The sequence below is a fragment of the Kitasatospora sp. NPDC057015 genome, assembly GCF_042673745.1.
Classification (GTDB): domain Bacteria; phylum Actinomycetota; class Actinomycetes; order Streptomycetales; family Streptomycetaceae; genus Kitasatospora.
In genome coordinates this window covers 127,323-144,223 of the sequence record NZ_JBHUSG010000014.1, presented here as the reverse complement: position 1 = coordinate 144,223, position 16,901 = coordinate 127,323, and the positions used below count along the sequence as shown (strand labels likewise).

General features: G+C 74.4%; 16 protein-coding genes. 11 read left to right on the top strand and 5 right to left on the bottom strand.

Features of this window, described 5'->3' with window-relative positions; genetic code table 11:
- The first annotated feature begins 3 nt into the window (after nucleotides 1-3).
- From ACFTWP_RS16655 to ACFTWP_RS16635, 5 genes are all read left to right on the top strand, one after another.
- Nucleotides 4-2,181, top strand: a complete 2,178-nt coding sequence (locus ACFTWP_RS16655) for an alpha/beta fold hydrolase (RefSeq protein WP_380265262.1) — start codon at nucleotides 4-6, stop codon at nucleotides 2,179-2,181.
- A gap of 191 nt (nucleotides 2,182-2,372) precedes the next feature.
- Nucleotides 2,373-3,386 carry an ABC transporter ATP-binding protein gene (locus ACFTWP_RS16650; protein ID WP_380265261.1) on the top strand — a complete coding sequence of 338 codons (1,014 nt, stop codon included), beginning with the start codon at nucleotides 2,373-2,375 and terminating at the stop codon, nucleotides 3,384-3,386.
- Nucleotides 3,383-4,105, top strand: coding sequence for an ABC transporter permease (locus ACFTWP_RS16645; RefSeq protein WP_380265260.1), 723 nt, complete (start codon nucleotides 3,383-3,385; stop codon nucleotides 4,103-4,105). Before ACFTWP_RS16650 ends, ACFTWP_RS16645 begins: the two co-directional genes overlap by 4 nt.
- 8 nt (nucleotides 4,106-4,113) lie before the next feature.
- On the top strand, nucleotides 4,114-5,361 hold the full coding sequence (locus tag ACFTWP_RS16640) for a sensor histidine kinase (protein ID WP_380265259.1): 1,248 nt from the start codon (nucleotides 4,114-4,116) through the stop codon (nucleotides 5,359-5,361).
- 44 nt (nucleotides 5,362-5,405) lie between these two features.
- Nucleotides 5,406-6,038, top strand: a complete 633-nt coding sequence (locus tag ACFTWP_RS16635) for a response regulator (protein WP_380265258.1) — start codon at nucleotides 5,406-5,408, stop codon at nucleotides 6,036-6,038.
- A 351-nt stretch (nucleotides 6,039-6,389) separates the two neighbouring features.
- On the opposite strand, the gene ACFTWP_RS16630 is transcribed toward ACFTWP_RS16635, so the two are convergent.
- Nucleotides 6,390-7,268, bottom strand: a complete 879-nt coding sequence (locus ACFTWP_RS16630; protein ID WP_380265257.1) for a transglutaminase family protein — start codon at nucleotides 7,266-7,268, stop codon at nucleotides 6,390-6,392.
- A gap of 38 nt (nucleotides 7,269-7,306) precedes the next feature.
- On the bottom strand, nucleotides 7,307-8,248 hold the full coding sequence (locus ACFTWP_RS16625; protein ID WP_380265256.1) for a GNAT family N-acetyltransferase: 942 nt from the start codon (nucleotides 8,246-8,248) through the stop codon (nucleotides 7,307-7,309).
- A gap of 226 nt (nucleotides 8,249-8,474) precedes the next feature.
- On the opposite strand from ACFTWP_RS16625, the gene fdxA reads away from it, so the two are divergent.
- Together fdxA and dapC are read left to right on the top strand one after the other, a co-directional pair.
- Nucleotides 8,475-8,801 (top strand): ferredoxin, encoded by a 327-nt coding sequence (gene fdxA / locus ACFTWP_RS16620; protein WP_030061559.1) that lies wholly within the window; start codon nucleotides 8,475-8,477, stop codon nucleotides 8,799-8,801.
- Between the two features lie 80 nt (nucleotides 8,802-8,881).
- Entirely contained in the window at nucleotides 8,882-9,979 is a 1,098-nt protein-coding gene (gene dapC / locus ACFTWP_RS16615; protein WP_380265299.1) for a succinyldiaminopimelate transaminase, read from the top strand.
- A gap of 82 nt (nucleotides 9,980-10,061) precedes the next feature.
- On the opposite strand, the gene ACFTWP_RS16610 is transcribed toward dapC, so the two are convergent.
- Entirely contained in the window at nucleotides 10,062-10,802 is a 741-nt protein-coding gene (locus ACFTWP_RS16610) for a hypothetical protein (protein WP_380265255.1), read from the bottom strand.
- 353 nt (nucleotides 10,803-11,155) lie between these two features.
- On the bottom strand, nucleotides 11,156-12,118 hold the full coding sequence (locus tag ACFTWP_RS16605; RefSeq protein ID WP_380265254.1) for a hypothetical protein: 963 nt from the start codon (nucleotides 12,116-12,118) through the stop codon (nucleotides 11,156-11,158).
- Between the two features lie 205 nt (nucleotides 12,119-12,323).
- Here ACFTWP_RS16605 and dapE point away from each other — a divergent pair, with 205 nt between their 5' ends.
- The gene (dapE, locus tag ACFTWP_RS16600; RefSeq protein WP_380265253.1) at nucleotides 12,324-13,394 is read left to right on the top strand and encodes a succinyl-diaminopimelate desuccinylase; all 1,071 of its coding nucleotides are present in this window, start codon (nucleotides 12,324-12,326) and stop codon (nucleotides 13,392-13,394) included.
- Nucleotides 13,395-13,782: 388 nt separating this feature from the next.
- The gene (locus ACFTWP_RS16595; RefSeq protein ID WP_380265252.1) at nucleotides 13,783-14,592 is read left to right on the top strand and encodes a TIGR00730 family Rossman fold protein; all 810 of its coding nucleotides are present in this window, start codon (nucleotides 13,783-13,785) and stop codon (nucleotides 14,590-14,592) included.
- Nucleotides 14,593-14,842: 250 nt separating this feature from the next.
- Here the strand turns inward: ACFTWP_RS16595 and folP are convergent, their stop codons facing one another.
- A complete protein-coding gene (gene folP, locus ACFTWP_RS16590) occupies nucleotides 14,843-15,655 on the bottom strand; it encodes a dihydropteroate synthase (protein WP_380265298.1) in 813 nt (270 codons plus the stop codon).
- Between the two features lie 174 nt (nucleotides 15,656-15,829).
- Here folP and ACFTWP_RS16585 point away from each other — a divergent pair, with 174 nt between their 5' ends.
- Nucleotides 15,830-16,276, top strand: coding sequence for a DivIVA domain-containing protein (locus ACFTWP_RS16585; RefSeq protein WP_380265251.1), 447 nt, complete (start codon nucleotides 15,830-15,832; stop codon nucleotides 16,274-16,276).
- Entirely contained in the window at nucleotides 16,273-16,851 is a 579-nt protein-coding gene (locus ACFTWP_RS16580) for a DNA-3-methyladenine glycosylase I (protein ID WP_380265250.1), read from the top strand. The genes ACFTWP_RS16585 and ACFTWP_RS16580 overlap by 4 nt, the downstream gene beginning before the upstream one ends.
- Nucleotides 16,852-16,901: the final 50 nt, after the last annotated feature.

Below are 16,901 nucleotides of genomic sequence, written 5' to 3'. Positions count from 1 at the left end.
GCCATGACCTCCGATACCCCTGCGGACACCTTCCCCCGGCAGTACGCGCGGACCCTGCGCTACACCGTCGGAGCACCCCGGTCCTTCGCCGTCGCACCCGACGGATCCAGGGTCGTCTTCCTGCGCTCCCGCCCCGGGCCCTCGGCCGGCGGCCCCACGGGCGGCGACCGGGCGAACCTGCTCTGGACCCTCGACACCGCCACCGGCGAGGAGCGGATCGCCGCCGACCCCGTCGCCCTGCTCGGCGGCGGCGAGGAGGACCTCTCCGCCGCCGAGCGGGCCCGCCGCGAACGCAGCCGCGAGGGCTCGGCCGGCATCGTCGGCTACGCCCTCGACGGCTCCGGCCGGCTCGCCGCCTTCGCCCTCTCCGGCCGGCTGTTCGTCACCGACCTCACCACCGGCAGCGCCCGCGAGCTGCCTGCCGAGGGGCCCCTGCTCGACCCCCGCCCCTCGCCCGACGGCGCCTTCGTCGCCTACGCCACCGCCGCCGGCGAGCTGCGGCTGACCCGCACCGACGGCAGCGCCGACTGGGCCTTCGCACAGCCCGACGCCCCGGGTCTGACCTGGGGTCAGGCCGAGTTCATCGCCCAGGAGGAGATGAGCCGCGACCGCGGCCACTGGTGGTCGCCGCAGAGCGACCGGCTGCTGGTCGAGCGCGCCGACGACTCGCCCGTGCGGCGCTGGTGGATCGCCGACCCGGCCAACCCGGACCGCGAGCCCGCCGAGATCGCCTACCCGGCGGCCGGCACCGACAACGCCGAGGTGGGCCTCTGGGTGCTCGGCCTGGACGGCACCCGGGTCGAGGTGCGCTGGGACGAGGAGGCCTTCCCCTACCTGGCGCGCGTCCACTGGTCGGCCGGCGGGCCGCCGCTGATCCTGGTCCAGGCCCGGGACCAGCGCAGCCAGCAGATCCTCGGCGTCGACGTCGAGACCGGCGCCACCACGGTGCTGCACGCCGAGCAGGACGACGCCTGGCTGGAGCTCTTCCCCGGGGTGCCGGCCTGGACCCCGGACGGCCGGCTCGTCCGGATCACCGACGAGGGCGGCGCCCGGGCGCTGGTCGTCGGCGACCACGCCGTCACCGGGCCCGACCTGCACGTGCGTTCGGTCCTCGCGATCACCGACGACGAGGTGTTCTTCAACGCCTCCGGCGGCGCCGCCGAGACGGACCCGGAGCCCGGCTGGATCGCCGTCGGCAGGATCACCCTGGACGGCAAGCGGCTCTCCTGGGAGTCGGCGAACGGCGCACCCTTCACCTCCGTCAGCACCGCCGTGCACGCCGCCGGCATCACCGTCCGCTCGACCTCCGAGCACGGCCGCCCCGGCGCCGTCGTCCAGGTCGGTCGCGACCTGCCCGAGGGCGTCGTGGTGGACGAGATCGCCGTCATCGAGTCGTACGCCGAGACCCCGGTGATCACCGCCCGGCCGGTGTTCCGGTTCGCCGGCGAGCGCCGCATCCCGTCCGCGGTCCTCCTGCCCACCGGCTACGACCGCGAACGGGACGGCCTGCTGCCCGTCCTGATGGACCCGTACGGCGGCCCGCACGGGCAGCGCGTCGTCCAGGCGCACAACCCGCACCTCAACTCCCAGTGGTTCGCCGACCAGGGCTTCGCGGTGGTCGTCGCCGACGGCCGCGGCACCCCCGGGCACAGCCCGGCCTGGGAGAAGTCGATCGCCTTCGACTTCGCCGGCGCCACCCTGGACGACCAGGTGGACGCCCTCCGGGCCCTGGCCGAGGAGTTCCCGCTCGACCTCGGCCGGGTCGCGATCCGGGGCTGGTCGTACGGCGGCTACCTCGCCGCCCTCGCGGTGCTGCGCCGTCCGGACGTCTTCCACGCGGCCGTCGCCGGTGCGCCCGTCACCGACTTCGCGCTCTACGACACCCACTACACCGAGCGCTACCTCGGCCACCCGGACGAGCGCCCGGAGGTGTACGAGGCCAACTCGCTGCTCCCCCTCGCGGCCGGCCTGGAGCGCCCGCTGATGATCATCCACGGGCTGGCGGACGACAACGTGGTGGCCGCGCACACCCTGCGGCTCTCCTCCGCGCTGCTCGCCGCCGGCCGCCCGCACACCGTGCTGCCGCTCTCCGGGGTCACCCACATGACGCCGCAGGAGGAGGTCGCGGAGAACCTGCTGCTGCTCCAGGTCGACTTCCTCAGGCGCTCGCTGGCGGGCTGACCCGCCTCCCCCGCGCGCCGCGCGGTCCGGCGGACTCCGTCCGGCCGGGCCTCGCGGCGGGCACCGGACACGTCCTCGGCATGACATCCGTCATGCCGAGGACACGACGGCGCACACTGCCGACGCACACCCCCTGAACGGGACTCTTGTGGTGTCGGGCCGAGCAGCGGCCCGCCAGGAGAGGACCGGGGATGAGCAGCGTGACAGGACCGGACGGGGGCGGTGAGGTCGCCGCCTTCCGCCAGGTCGGCAAGAGCTACGGCCGGGTCAGGGCGGTGGACGGGCTCGACCTGGTGCTGCGCCCCGGCGAGACGGTGGCCCTGCTCGGCCCGAACGGGGCCGGCAAGTCCAGCAGCCTCGACCTGCTGCTCGGCCTGCGCGAGCCCGACCAGGGCAGCGTCTCGCTGTTCGGCGGCCCGCCGCGGGCCGCCGTACGGGCCGGCCGGGTCGGCGCGATGCTGCAGAGCGGCGGCCTGATGGCGGACGTCAAGGTGCGCGAGCTGGTGACGTTCGCCTGCGCCGTCCACCCGCGCGGACGCGCCGTGGACGAGGTCCTGCGCGACGCCGGGATCACCGAGATCGCCGAGCGCAGGGTCGACAAGCTCTCCGGCGGCCAGGAGCAGCGGGTGCGCTTCGCGCTCGCGGTGGCCGGCGCCGCCGACCTGATCGTGCTGGACGAGCCGACCACCGGAATGGACGTCTCCGTCCGGCAGGCCTTCTGGGCGAGCATGCGGGCCCAGGCGGACGCCGGCCGGACCGTCCTGTTCGCCACCCACTACCTGGAGGAGGCGGACTCGGTCGCCGACCGGGTGCTCGTCCTGCACCGGGGGCGGCTGATCGCGGACGGCACCTCCGCCGAGATCAAGGCCCGCGCGGGCGCCCGCCGGATCACCTTCGACCTGCACACCGACGACGGCCCGTTCGACGAGCGGGCGCTGCGGACCCTGCCCGGGGTCGTCGGCCTCGACGTGACCGCCCGGGTCGACGGCGTGCGGACGGTGCGGATCCGCAGCACCGACGCCGACGCGGACGTCGCCGGCCTCTACCGGGCGGGCCTGTACCCGCGCGGCCTGGAGGTCACCAGCCTGGGCCTGGAGCAGGCCTTCCTGACCATCACCGGCCTGGCGCAGTCCCCGGCCGGGGAGAGCGCGACCGACACCGAGGGCGCCGGGGGCGCCGCGGCAGCGAAGGAGAGCGTGCGATGACCACCCTGATCCGGCTGGAGATCCTGCGCACCCTGCGCAACAAGCGGTACCTGATGTTCACGGTGCTCTACCCGGCGCTGCTGTACGTCTTCTTCATCAACGCCTACAGCGGCGGGACCGTCGCCGGCGGCGTCCCGGCGAAGGCCTACTTCATGGTCTCGATGGCCACCTTCGGCGCGGTCGGCGCCGTGCTCACCGGCAGCGCCCAGCGGATCTCGCTGGAGCGCAAGAGCGGCTGGACCAGGCAGCTGCGGCTGACGGCCCTGCCCGGGCGGGCGTACACCGTCGGCAAGATCGCCGCCTGCGCGGTGACCACGCTGCCGGCCATCGCGGTGGTCTTCGCGATCGGCGCCGCGGAGGGCGTACGGCTGGGCGCCGCGCAGTGGCTCGGGCTGGGACTGGCCCTGTGGCTGGGCAGCTTCGTGTTCGCGGCGCTGGGCGTCGCCCTCGGGTACGCGGCGCAGCCCGACGCGGTGCAGCCGCTGGTGATGATCGTCTACATGCTGATGGCGCTGTTCGGCGGGACCTGGTTCCCGGTGAGCGAGTCGCTGCGCACCTTCGCCCGGTTCAACCCGGTCTACCTGTACAACCAGGTGGCCTCCTTCACCCAGCCGGGCCACTCGCTGGACACCGCGGCGGTCGCGGGCCTGGCCGCCTTCCTCGCCGTCTTCGTGGCGGCCGCGGCCTACCTGTACCGGCAGGACACCAGGCAGGCATGATGTCGGCCATGTCCACCACACCCCCGGTCAGCCGCCCCGACGAGCACGGGGAGGCGGACCGGGGGTACTCCGGCTACGGCAACATCCCGGGCGCCGCGGTCCAGAACCGCCGCCAACTCCTGGTCAAGCTGGCCTGGATGTCGCTCTGGATGGTCTACCTCTTCTACCCGGTGAAGGACCTGACCGGCGGTCACCACGGCACCGCCGCCACCGTCGCCGGCTGGATCGGCCTCGCGGTGTTCCTCGCCGCCTACCTCGCCCTGGTGGCCCTCCGCTCGACCCGGCCGGGCGGGTGGCACGGCAAGTACCCGTTCGTCGTGGTGATGCTCGTCCTCGCGGTGGTCGCCTCCTTCGGGCTCGGCGAGGCCTGGCTGACCCTGTTCACCTACGCCTCGGTCTGCGTGGCCGTCGTCCTGCCGGCCCGGCTGGGGCTGCGCGGCGTCGTCGCCACCACCGTGCTGGCGCTCGCCGTCGCGCTGCTCGTCCACGCCGAACCGGACACCCTGGCCGCGATCATCCTGCCGTGCTTCCTCGGCGGCCTCGCCATGACCGGCCTGCAACGGCTGATCGCCACCATGCAGGAACTGCGCGAGGCCCGGGCCGCCGTCGCGCACCTGGCGGCCTCCGAGGAACGGCTGCGCCTGGCCCGGGACCTGCACGACCTGCTGGGGCACTCGCTGTCGCTGATCACGCTCAAGTCCGAGCTGGCCGGGCGCTTCATGGACCAGGACAAGCAGGACGCGGCCCGGGCCCAGGTCGCCGACATCGAGAGCGTGGCCCGGCAGTCCCTGGTGGACGTGCGGGAGGCGGTCAGCGGCTTCCGCCGGCCCACCCTGCCGGTCGAACTCGCCGCCGCCCGGACGGCGTTGGCGACCGTCCAGGTCACCCTGGAGGCCGACGCCTCGGTACTGGACGGCTGGCCGGGCCTCGGCGCCGACGAGTCCGGCGCCCTGGCCTGGGCGTTGCGCGAGGCCGTCACCAACGTGGTGCGGCACGGCGCCGGCGCCACCGTGTGCCGGGTCACCTCGGACCGGACCTGGGAGGGCGACGCCGGCCACTACGCCGTACTGGAGGTCATCGACAACGGGCCCGGCCCCGGCAAGTCCGGTCCGGGCAACGGACTGTCCGGCCTGGAGGAGCGGCTGGCCCTGGTCGGCGGACGGCTGGAGACCGGCGCCGGCCCCCGCGGACGCGGGTTCCGGCTGCGGGCCCTGGTACCGCTGCGGACGGTGGCCGAGCCCGCGCCGCCGGCCTGACCGGCGGTGGGCGAAGTCGATCTCCCGCCCTCTATCGTCGTCGCATGACTGAGAATCAGACCGGTGGGCCGTCCGTGCGCGTGCTCCTCGCCGAGGACCAGGGGATGGTCCGGGAGGCCCTGGCCGCACTCCTCGGACTGGAGGGGGACATCGACGTCGTCGCGCAGGTCGCGCGCGGGGACGAGGTGGTGGACGCGGCGGTCGCCCACGAGGTGCAGGTCGCCGTACTGGACATCGAGATGCCCGGGATGACCGGCATCGAGGCGGCGGCGCTGCTGCGGGCGCGGCGCCCGCAGACGAAGATCGTGATCGCGACCACCTTCGGCCGGCCCGGCTACCTGCGCCGCGCGATGGAGGCCGGCGCCGACGCCTTCCTGGTCAAGGACGCGCCCGCCGCCGAACTCGCCGAGGCGATCCGCCGGGTGCTGCGCGGCGAGCGGGTGATCGACCCCGCCCTGGCCGCCGCCGCCCTCGCCGAGGGCGCGAACCCGCTCACCGCCCGCGAACGCGACGTCCTGGCCGCCGCCGCGGACGGCGCGGTGAACGCCGAGATCGCCCAGCGGCTCCACCTGTCCGAGGGCACCGTCCGCAACTACCTCTCGATGGCGATCCAGAAGACCGACGCCCGCAACCGCGCCGAAGCCGTCCGCATCGCCCGCGAGAAGGGCTGGCTCTGACCCGGCACACCCGCGCCCCCGCCACCCCGACCCGCCCTCCCCTGACCCGCGGGAGCCCCACCCCGCGTACGTGCCACCCCGCCGTTCCCTGACCTGCGGGAGCACCATCCCGCGTACGTGCCACCCCGCCGTTCCCTGACCCGCGGGAGCCCACCCCGCGTACGGGTACCCCCTCCGTGCCGTGACTTCCGGGAGCCCACCACCCGCGAGCGAGCCGAAGGGGCGCGCCGGTGCCGAAAGGAAGGAGCGCGGGAGGGAGCGGTGGGGGCACCTCCCGGCCGAAGGCTGGGGGAGACCGACGAAGCGACGACCGTCGGCACCGGATCAAAGCGCCCCGGAGGCGAGCCGAGCCTAATTCAACCTATGCCGCGCCGCCCGGGCGTCCTGGCGGACCCGGGCCGCGGTGTCCGGGTCGAAGGCGTCCAGGATCCGCGCGTAGGAGTCCATCTCGGCGGCGCCGGCCAGGAAGTCGCCGGTGCGGACGAGCAGTTCGGCGCGTTCCAGGCGGAGTTGGGCCGGGTGGCGGGGGAGCAGCAGGGAGAGTTCGGTGGCCCAGAGCTGGGTGCGGGCGTGCTCGGGGCGGTCGGCGGCCCAGTTGCGGATGTTGCCGAGGACGCGCAGGACGATGTCCAGCGGCTGGGCGGGCGTGAGGAGTTCGGGGGAGAAGGCGTGTCCGGCGCGGTGGGCGAGCCGGGCGGCGTCGTCGAGGTCGAGCAGTCGGCCGCCGTGGAACGGGTCGGCCAGGACGAAGTCCTCGCCGCCGCCGGGGCCGCCGACGGCGACGATGAAGTGGCCGGGCAGGGCGACGCCGTGGACGGTGAGGCCGGCCCGGGCGGCGACCGCGCTCCACACCAGGGACAGCATGATGGGGAGCCCGCGGCGGCGCCGGAGCACCTCGGGCAGCAGCGAGGACTCCAGCCGGCGGTAGTCGGACTGCCGTCCGTGGAACCGTTCCCGTCCGCCGAGCACGGCGGCGAGCAGGGCCGCCGTCTCCTCCGGGGTGCCCGGTGCGCGGTCGGCGACTGCCTGGCGGACGGCGTTCGCGTGCCGTTCGATCGCGGCCTGGCAGGCGGCGAGCAGGGCGTCCAGGGTGGGGGGTTCGCCCGCCTCCCGTGCGAACGGGTCGGCTCCCAGGGTGTGTTCGGCGGCTGCGAGCACGCAGAGCAGCACCGGGTCGGGGTGCTCGGCCCGGGCGGTGGTGCGGAAGCGTGTTCTGCTCTGCTCGGTCACGGTGGCTGCGACGGCTTTCGTGGTGAAGGCTGCTGACGTTACCGCTGGGGGAGGCGGGCGTAGTGGTAAGTGTGACTGGTCGTGAAGCCGAGTCCGTCATAGAGCGTGATCGCACCGGTGTTCTCGGCTTCGACCTGCAGGTAGCCGCCGGTGGCGCCCTCCTCGGCGGCGCGGCCGGCCAGGACGGCCATCAGCGCGGTGGCCAGCCCGGCCCGGCGGGCGTGCGGGGCGACCTCGACGGCGCCGAAGCAGGCCCAGTCGCCGTCGATGACGCAGCGGCCGATGGCCAGCGGGGTCGTGCCGGGGCCGGGCACGGTGGCGAACCAGACGGAGGGGCCGCCGTGGACGACCTGCCGGGCGGCCGCCTCGACGGCGGGGTCGGCGGTGACGCGGCGGTAGAGCGACATCCAGTCCGGGCCGGCGGTGCGCGAGAGCCGTACCCGGCGCCAGGCCTCCGTGCCGGGTGCGCCGGCCGGCCCGCGGCCGGGGCGGGCGAGGGCGGCGAGCGGCGCGGTGCGGACCAGGGTGGGGGAGTAGGCGGCGCCGAGCCGGTCGAGTTCCGCGGTGAGGTCGTCGGGGGAGCCGGGTGCGGTGACCTCGAACCAGGCGGGCAGCCCGCGCTCGGCGTACCACTGCCGGACGGTGTCCAGGGCTCGGGGCAGCGGCAGGCCGGGGTCGCCGAGGGCCTGGACGGAGTTGGCGCGGCGGGTGAAGCCGGCCGAGGCGCGCAGGGTCCACTCGCCGAGCGGCTGCTGCTCGACGGCGGGCCAGCCGCGCGCGGCGATCCGCTGCAGGTCGACGGGGCCGGTGGCGGGCAGCGGCACCCGGCGCGCGGGGAAGGGCGGCACGGTCTTGCCCGCCACCAGCGCGTTCTCCGGGAAGGTCAGCGGCGCGCCGCCGCGGGGCTCGACGGTGAGCCCGGCATCGTCCCAGGATGTGAGCACGCCGATCACATCGCGGAACACCGGCCTGTCGTCCACGAACTCCGAAACGCGCCGCGCCGAGACGCGTCGTCCCACGTCAGAGCGGTCTATCCGGACCTCGGGCCGGTTTCCGGCCACCCCTCCACCCGCCATCTGGGCACCTCCTGTGCATTTGCGGTCCCTGACCCGCGATACTAGGGGCGGGCATCGACGACACGCGCTCACCCGCGCACGCGAGCAATACAGTTTGGGGCGGCCAGCCCTTCCGAGGAGGAACGACAGCGTGACCTACGTCATCGCGCAGCCTTGTGTCGACGTCAAGGACAAGGCGTGCATCGAAGAGTGCCCGGTTGACTGCATCTACGAGGGCGAGCGGTCCCTCTACATCCACCCGGATGAGTGTGTCGACTGCGGCGCCTGCGAGCCGGTGTGCCCGGTCGAGGCGATTTTCTACGAGGACGACACTCCGGAGGAGTGGAAGGACTACTACAAGGCGAACGTCGAGTTCTTCGACGACCTCGGGTCGCCCGGTGGTGCTTCGAAGCTCGGCCTGATCGAGCGCGACCACCCGTTCATCGCCGCTCTGCCGCCGCAGAACGCCGACCACTGATCGGTGGCAGCTGAGCTGTGAGCAGTAACGACACGAGCGCGTCGCTCCCGGGTCACTCCGGGGCGGCGCGCCGCCCGTTCATCAGGAACAAGCTGTCGGACCTCCTGCCGGAGTTCCCCTGGGACCGGCTGGACCCGTACAAGAGGACGGCCCTGGCCCACCCCGGCGGCCTCTGCGACTTCTCGGTCGGCACCCCGGTGGATCCGGTCCCCGAGGTGATCCAGAAGGCGCTGGCCGCCTCCTCCGACACGCCCGGGTATCCGACGGTCTGGGGCCCGCTCGAACTCCGCGAGTCGATCGCCGGCTGGCTGCGCCGCCGGGTCGGCGCCGAGATCGGCCCGCAGGCCGTGCTGCCGACCGTCGGCTCCAAGGAGCTGGTGGCCTGGCTGCCGACCCAGCTCGGGCTCGGGCCGGGTGACCAGGTCGCCTATCCGCGACTGGCCTACCCGACCTACGAGGTCGGCGCGCGGCTGTGCGGCGCGGAGCCGGTGGAGTACGACTCGGTGGACGAGCTGGACCCGGCCCGGGTCCGGCTGCTCTGGCTGAACTCGCCGTCCAACCCGACCGGCCGGGTGCTGGGCGCGGACGAGCTGCGCACCGCCGTGGCCTGGGCGCGGCAGCACGGGGTGCTGCTGGTCAGCGACGAGTGCTACCTGGAGCTGGGCTGGGAGGCCGAGCCGGTCTCCGTCCTGCACCCGGAGGTCTGCGGGGACGGGCACGAGGGTCTGCTCGCCGTCCACTCGCTCTCCAAGCGGTCCAACCTGGCCGGCTACCGGGCCTCCTTCGTGGCGGGCGACCCGGAGGTGGTGCGGGAGCTGCTGGAGATCCGCAAGCACGGCGGCATGATCGTGCCGGCGCCGGTCCAGGCCGCCACCGTGGCCGCACTGGCGGACGACGCGCACGTGGCGGAGCAGCGCGGGCGGTACGCGGCTCGGCGGGCGGCCCTGCGCGGCGCGCTGGAGGCGTACGGGTTCCGGATCGAGCACTCCGAGGCGAGCCTGTACCTCTGGGCGACCCAGGACCGGCCCTGCTGGGAGACGGTGGCCGAACTGGCCGAGCTGGGCATCCTGGTGGCGCCCGGGGACTTCTACGGGCCGGCGGGTGACCGGTTCGTCCGGGTCGCGTTCACCGCGACCGACGAGCGGGTGGCCGCGGCCGTGGAGCGGCTGCGCGGCTGATCCGACGGGTCCGGGCACACGGCGCGGGGGCCGGGAGCGATTCGCTCCCGGCCCCCGCGCCGCGTTGTCAGCCGGTGACGGGTCAGCCGAGGCCGCCGCCGCCGATGCCGCCGAGCAGGCCGCTGATCGGGCCGAGCGCGCCGGTGAGGCTCCCGAGCGGGGAGGCGTTGCCGAGGTCCGGCACGCCGCCGAGGCGGTTGGCCCCGCCGTGCTCGCCGAGCCCGAGCAGGTCGGCGCCGGGCAGCGCCTTGGTGATGCCGCTGGTGGGCAGCGAGCTGGTGGGCAGTGCACCGGTGAGGGTGTCCGCGCCGGGGACGGACTTGGCGAGGCCGCCGGCGCCGGGCAGGTTGTCGGTCACCGCGGTGGTCTGGGACAGGCCGCCGACCGGGGCCTCGGCGCTGCGGCCGGTGGCGGCGTGGCCGAGCTTGTTGGCCAGCGCGGGGGCGACCTGGCCGGCGACCCCGGACAGCGCGCCGGTGGTCGCGGCGGTCTTGTCGACGGGAGCGGTCAGCGAGCCGGTCTTCTCGTTGGCCTCGGGGAGGGTGTCGGCGACGATGTTGCCGGTCGCGTCGGCGGTGGCCGGCACGCCCGCGGCGACGGTGGCGGCACCGGTGGCGCCGGCGGCGTTGCCGAGCTCGTGGGTGGTGTGCTGGAGGGTGGAGCCCGCGTCCGGCGAGGCCAGCTGCGTCAGCGGTGCGCCCAGGTCGGTCCTCGGAACCAGGTCGGCGGCGGCGGATGCGGACCCTGCGGCGACCAGAGGCGTTGCGCCAGCCGCGACGAGCAGCGCGGCCTGGGCGATCCGGCGCTTGAGGGGGAGAGACATGGTGCTCCTAAGAGGTGTGGGTGAATCCCGTCCGCCGGGCGGACGTGCTGATTACCGCGTGAGGAGCGAGAAGGTTTCGGTCCGACCGGGCAAAGGCCCACTAAAGATCACATCATCTTTATTCCGGCATTCGGGACACCGGCCCCGCGCGGGGGGTCGGTGAAGAACCGTTACTTCCCATGTCGCGCAAGGCCGACCGGCCATCGGCCCGTCCGGTCCGCCGCCGTCCGCCAGGCGCCCGCGCAGGGGTGGCGCCCCACCTGCGGTGTTGACCGGAATCACCCGGACGGCGGTGGCTCGGTCACCAGTGCGTCAACCCGGCGCACACCCCGCCCGGGCCCTCCCCGGCCCGGTCAGCCCTTCGCGGAGTTCGCCGCCAGCGAGACCAGCACCAGGCTCGTCGAGGTGCCCGAGGCCTGCGGCTTCCAGCCGTCCGCCGACTTGGCCATCCGCCAGATCCTCCCGTCGTACGCGACGGTCCGGATGCCCAGCTGCTGGGCGTGCGTCACCGCCCAGTGGGCCACCGCCCAGCCGTCCTGGCGGGCCGCGTCCGGGCCCGACTCGGTGCTCGCGGACGGCTCCGGGGTCAGCGCCACCGCGTTCTCGGCGCCCTTGATGCTGGAGGAGTACCCGCCGGCCGCGGTGACCGTCCGCCCGAACTCCCGGCGCACCCGGTCGGTCAGCACCTGGGTCCGGTCGGCGGCGGCCGTCGCCGTCGGGGAGGCGGCGTCCGCGGCGGTGGCGGGCGTGGCGGCCGTGGCCGTCGGGGTCGGCGGCTCGGCGAACTCGTGCACCACGCAGTTCACCGAGGCGGCCTCCCGGCCGGTCAGGGCCGAGGCCAGCAGCGTCGCCTTGGTCTCGTGCTTGGCGTACGCCTGCGGGTAGCCGCTCTTCTGCACCTGCTGGGCCGCGTCGGTCAGCGGCAGCCGGGTGTAGCCGGGCACCTTCACCAGGCCGTCCAGGAACTTGTTGGTGGCGTAGACCGGGTCGCCGATCTGCTCCGCCGTCCCCCAGCCCTGGGAGGGCCGCTGCTGGAACAGGCCCACCGAGTCCCGGTCGCCGCCCGCCAGGTTGTGGATCTTCGACTCCTGCATCGCGGTCGCCAGCGCGATCGTCACCGCCCGGTCGGGCAGCCCCCGCGCGTGCGCCACGGCGGTGATCGTGGCGGCGTTGGCGGCCTGCGGGATCTCCAGCGTCCCCTCGCCGGCCGGGGTCTTCACCGTGCAGCCCTCGGCGACGACCTTGTTGCGGTCCAGCCAGTACAGCGCCCCGGCCGCGATCGCGCCGAGCACCACCAGCGCGATCAGCACCTTCACCAGCGCCCTGCCCCGACGGCGGGCAGCCCTGCCACCGCTCCGCCCGTCATCCGTGTTCCTGGCCACCGCCACCCCTCTCGCCCGCCGGTCCGCCCGGACACCGTACCCACTCGGACGGGTGTGCGGCGCACCCGGTTGCGCCGCCGCCGGGCCCGCGCGGGGCGCCAGCCTCCCAGGTGAGGGGCCGCGGATAGGCTTGTGGACCATGAGCAGCCCGAACCAGCCCCTGGACCTCACCCTCGACGGCGGCGCGCTGACCGCGCAGCTCGTCGACTTCCCCTCCGTCAGCGGTGACGAGCAGGCGCTCGCCGACGCCGTCGAGGCCGCCCTGCGGGACCTCCCGCACCTGACCGTCGACCGGCACGGCAACAACGTCGTCGCCCGGACGAACCTCGGACGGGCCGAGCGGGTCCTGCTGGCCGGCCACCTGGACACCGTGCCGATCGCCGACAACCTGCCGAGCCACGTCGAGGGCGACCTCCTCTACGGCTGCGGCACCTCCGACATGAAGTCCGGCGTCGCCGTCCAGCTGCGGCTCGCCGCCACCCTGCCCGAACCGAACCGGGACCTCACCTTCGTGTTCTACGACTGCGAGGAGATCGAGGCCTCCCGCAACGGCCTGGGACACCTCGCCGCCGAGCACCCCGACTGGTTGGTCGCCGACTTCGCCGTGCTCATGGAGCCCAGCGGCGCCGTGGTCGAGGGCGGCTGCCAGGGCACCCTGCGGGTGCAGGTCCGGCTCACCGGCGTCCGCGCCCACGCCGCCCGCAGCTGGCTCGGCGACAACGCCATCCACCACGCCGCCGAGGTGCTCGGCCGGCTCGCCGCGTACCGGCCGCGCCGGGTGGACATCGACGGCCTGGAGTACCGCGAAGGCCTCAACGCCGTCCGCATCGACGGCGGAGTGGCCGGCAACGTGATCCCCGACGAGTGCGTGGTGACCGTCAACTTCCGCTACGCGCCGGACCGCGACGAGGCCGCCGCCGAGGCGCACGTACGGGAGGTCTTCGCCGGCTTCGACGTGACCGTCACCGACTCCGCCCCCGCCGCGCTGCCCGGCCTCGGCCAGCCCGCGGCCCAGGCCTTCCTGGCCGCCACCGGCGGCACCGCCCGGGCCAAGTTCGGCTGGACCGACGTCGCCCGCTTCAGCGCCCTCGGCGTGCCCGCCGTCAACTACGGCCCCGGCGACCCCAACCTCGCGCACAAGCGGGAGGAGCACTGCTCGCTCAGCGCCATCGCGGAGGTCGAGACGCGGCTGCGGGACTGGCTCGCTTAATCAGGCTCCCTCGCCTCCGGGGCGCTTCACCCGGCGCCGACGGTCGTCGCTCTCCCCCAGCCTCCGGCCGGGGGTACCCCCAGCGCTCCTTCGTCGGTCGCTTCCTCGCTCTCTCTCCCCCAGCCTCCGGCCGGGGGTACCCCCATTACGGCACCGGCGCGCCCCTTCGGCTCGCTCGCGGGCCGTGGCCTTCCGTGGGTCAGGGCTCTGCGGGGTTTGCCCGTACGCGGGGAGGGAGGTTGCGGGGGTCGGGGCCCCTGGGCGGGCGGGTGGATCCGGAGGGTGTCCGTCCGGACTCCCCGCGGCCGCCCGGGGGCCATCTGCCGGTCTCCGTACCGACCCTCCGCCGTTCCCCCGAAACCGGGGGTGACGGGCGTAGGGTTTCGTCATGACAGGCACAGGAGACGAGAAGCACTACGGGCACGGCCCGGAGCAGGTGGGCGCGCCCGGGCGGAAGAAGGCCTGGCCGGAGAAGCAGAAGGGCCCGGTGCTGGTGCGCCGGGACCAGGTCGGCACCAGCACGACCGACCAGCGGCTGCTGGACACCACCGGCCCCACCGACTGGCTGCACACCGACCCCTGGCGGGTCTGGCGGATCACCTCCGAGTTCGTCGAGGGCTTCGGCGCACTGGCCGAACTCCCCGCCGCGATCAGCGTGTTCGGCTCGGCCCGGACACCCGTCGACTCGCCCGAGTACGCGGCCGGCGTGGCCATCGGCCGGGCCCTGGCCGAGGCCGGCTACGCCGTCATCACCGGCGGCGGCCCGGGTGCGATGGAGGCCGCCAACCGGGGCGCGTCCGAGGCCGGCGGCCTGAGCGTGGGCCTCGGCATCGAGCTGCCCTTCGAGCAGGGGCTCAACGAGTTCGTCGACCTCGGGCTGAACTTCCGCTACTTCTTCGTCCGCAAGACGATGTTCGTGAAGTACGCCCAGGGATTCGTGGTGCTGCCGGGCGGCCTCGGCACCCTGGACGAGCTCTTCGAGGCGCTGACCCTGGTGCAGACGAAGAAGGTCACCCGGTTCCCGGTGGTCCTGTTCGGCAGCGCCTACTGGGGCGGACTCTTCGAGTGGCTCAAGAACACCCTGGTCGCGGAGGGCAAGGCCTCCCCGAAGGACCTGGAGCTGTTCCACATCACTGACGACATCGACGAGGTCATGAAGATCCTCGCCGAGACCCGCCGCCCCGACCTCGACATCTGACCCGAGGGGACGCGCCGGCACCCGGCAGCACTTCGCTCCGCGCGGTCACGGCCTACGGGAGGGCGGCCCCGTACACGGGCCACCCCTCCCGCAGGCCGGCCGCGTGTACGGGCCACCCCGCCGTTCCCCGACCTGCGGGAGCACCGGCCCGTGTACGGGCAACCCCTCATTGCCGTGACCTGCGGGAGCACCACCCCGTGTACGGGCAACCCCTCAGTGCTGTGACCTGCGGGAGGCGAGGGAGCCTGAACTAGGCGAGCCCCCGCCGGGCGACCGCCGGGGGCCGGCTCCCCCGGATCGAGGCGACCATGTCCAGCACCTGCCGGGTCTCCGCGACCTGGTGGGCGCGGTAGATCCGGGCGCCGAGCCAGGCGGAGACGGCGGTGGTGGCGAGGGTGCCCAGCAGGCGCTCGTCCACGGGCCGGTCGAGGGTCTCGCCGACGAAGTCCTTGTTGGAGAGCGAGACCAGCACGGGGAAGCCGGTGGCGGTCATCTCGGGCAGGCGCCGGGTGGCCTCCAGGGAGTGCCGGGTGTTCTTGCCGAAGTCGTGGCCGGGGTCGATGATCAGCGCGTCCCGGCGTACGCCGAGGGCGGCCGCCCGTTCGGCGAGCCCGACGGTGACCTTGAGGATGTCGGCCATCACGTCCTCGTACCCGACGCGGTGCGGCCGGGTGCGGGGTTCGGCGCCGCCCGCGTGGGTGCAGACCAGCCCGACGTCGAAGCGGGCGGCGACTTCGGCGAGTGCGGGGTCGACTCCGCCCCAGGCGTCGTTCAGCAGGTCCGCGCCGACCTCGCAGACGGCTTCGCCGACCTCGTGGCGCCAGGTGTCGACGCTGATCACGGCGTCGGGGTGGCGCTTGCGGAGCTCGGCCACGAAGGGCACGGTGCGGCGCAGTTCCTCCTCGACGGTGACCTCCTCGCCGGGGCCGGCCTTGACCCCGCCGATGTCCAGGATGGCCGCGCCCTCGGCGACCGCGCGGTCGGCGGCGGCGAAGGCGGCCTCGTCCGCGAAGGTGGCGCCCCGGTCGAAGAAGGAGTCCGGGGTGCGGTTGACGATGGCCATGATCACCAGCTCGTCGTCGCCGAATTCACGCGGTCCCAGGCGCAGTGCCACCGATGTCTCCTCCACAGCTGCTGCGGGTGCGATGATGGCCCCCGGCCTACTCGGGGACCATGCTCGCACTTTGTAGGGGTCGGCACGCTTGGCGGGGCCGATCGGACGTCTGGAGGACCGCTCGTGTTCTGGGTGATCGTGGTGGCGATGGCCGTGGTCGTCGGCGGCGCCGCGCTGGTGGCGCTGGGCGGAGGCGGTTCGCTGCCCGAGGCCGTGCAGGACAGGCTTTCCGCGCGGCTCCCGCAGGACCGGCCGCTGAGCCGTCATGACGTGGACGAGATCCGGCTTCCGATGGCCGTGCGCGGCTACCGGATGGACGAGGTGGACGACGTGCTCGACCGCCTCGGCGCCGAGCTCGCCTATCGGGATTCGCGGATCGCGGAGCTGGAGGCGGCGGCCGCCGTGCGGGGCGCGGTCGAGGCCGGCCCGGACGCCGAGCCCGGCGCCGAGCCGCTGCCGGGCCTGGAGGAGTTCGCCAAGGTGGTGGCCCCGGCCACCTCCCTGGAGAAGGCCCCGGAGAAGGCCTCCGCGGGCGGCGCGGCGTCGGACGAGCCGCTGGCGGATCGTTGAGCGGCACGCTGGCGGGCCCGGACGGGCTGCTGCGCTGCCCCTGGGGCGAGTCGGCGGACGACTACCGGGAGTACCACGACACCGAGTGGGGGCGTCCGGTCCACGGCGACGACGCGCTCTTCGAGCGGGTCTGCCTGGAGGCGTTCCAGTCGGGGCTCTCGTGGATCACCATCCTGCGCCGGCGGGAGGGGTTCCGGGCGGCCTTCGCGGGCTTCGAGATCGCGAAGGTGGCCGAGTTCGGGCCGGCCGACGTCGAGCTGCTCCTCCAGGACACCGGGATCATCCGCAACCGGGCCAAGATCGAGGCCTCGATCGCCAACGCCCGGGTGGCCCGCGACCTGGACGGCGGGCTGGACGCGCTGATCTGGCGCTTCGCCGGCGATCCGGACCGGCCGGCCCCCCGTATGACGGCCGAGGTGCCGGCCGTGACCCCGGAGTCGACGGCGCTGGCGAAGGAGCTGAAGAAGCAGGGTTTCCGCTTCGTCGGCCCGACCACGGCGTACGCGCTGATGCAGGCCTGCGGCCTGGTGGACGACCACCTGGCGGACTGTCACGTCCGCACCGGGGCGCGGTAGCGGCGGACCGCGGCGCGGCCCCCGTTCGCGGCCGCCCGCAGCGTCCGTCC